The organism is Pseudomonas helleri (assembly GCF_009600315.1).
Classification (GTDB): domain Bacteria; phylum Pseudomonadota; class Gammaproteobacteria; order Pseudomonadales; family Pseudomonadaceae; genus Aquipseudomonas; species Aquipseudomonas helleri_A.
In genome coordinates, this window is record NZ_WIWC01000199.1 from 1 (window position 1) to 237 (window position 237).

Consider the following 237-nt stretch of genomic DNA (forward strand, 5'->3'; position numbering starts at 1 on the left):
TGCCTACACACGAGGCGTTGGCTTTGCCCTTGATCAAGTCGCCTTCCCAATGCCCTGGCATCAGCCGGTCTTCGATCTCCGGTGGGCGCACATGGATGCTGACCATCTCGGGAATCTGGCCGCGCCGATCCACACCACCAGAGCGCGGTCGGCGTGTCGTCTTGCTTTGCCGCAGGCAGATGATCAGCTCCTTGCGCAGTTCACCGACCGGCAGGGCATAGATCGCGTTATAGATCG

The 237-nt window shown here is 61.2% G+C and carries 1 pseudogene; it reads right to left on the reverse strand.

Annotated features, from left to right (window positions below):
- Positions 1 to 237, reverse strand: a pseudogene (locus GHN86_RS23305) (IS30 family transposase); the annotation flags it as partial.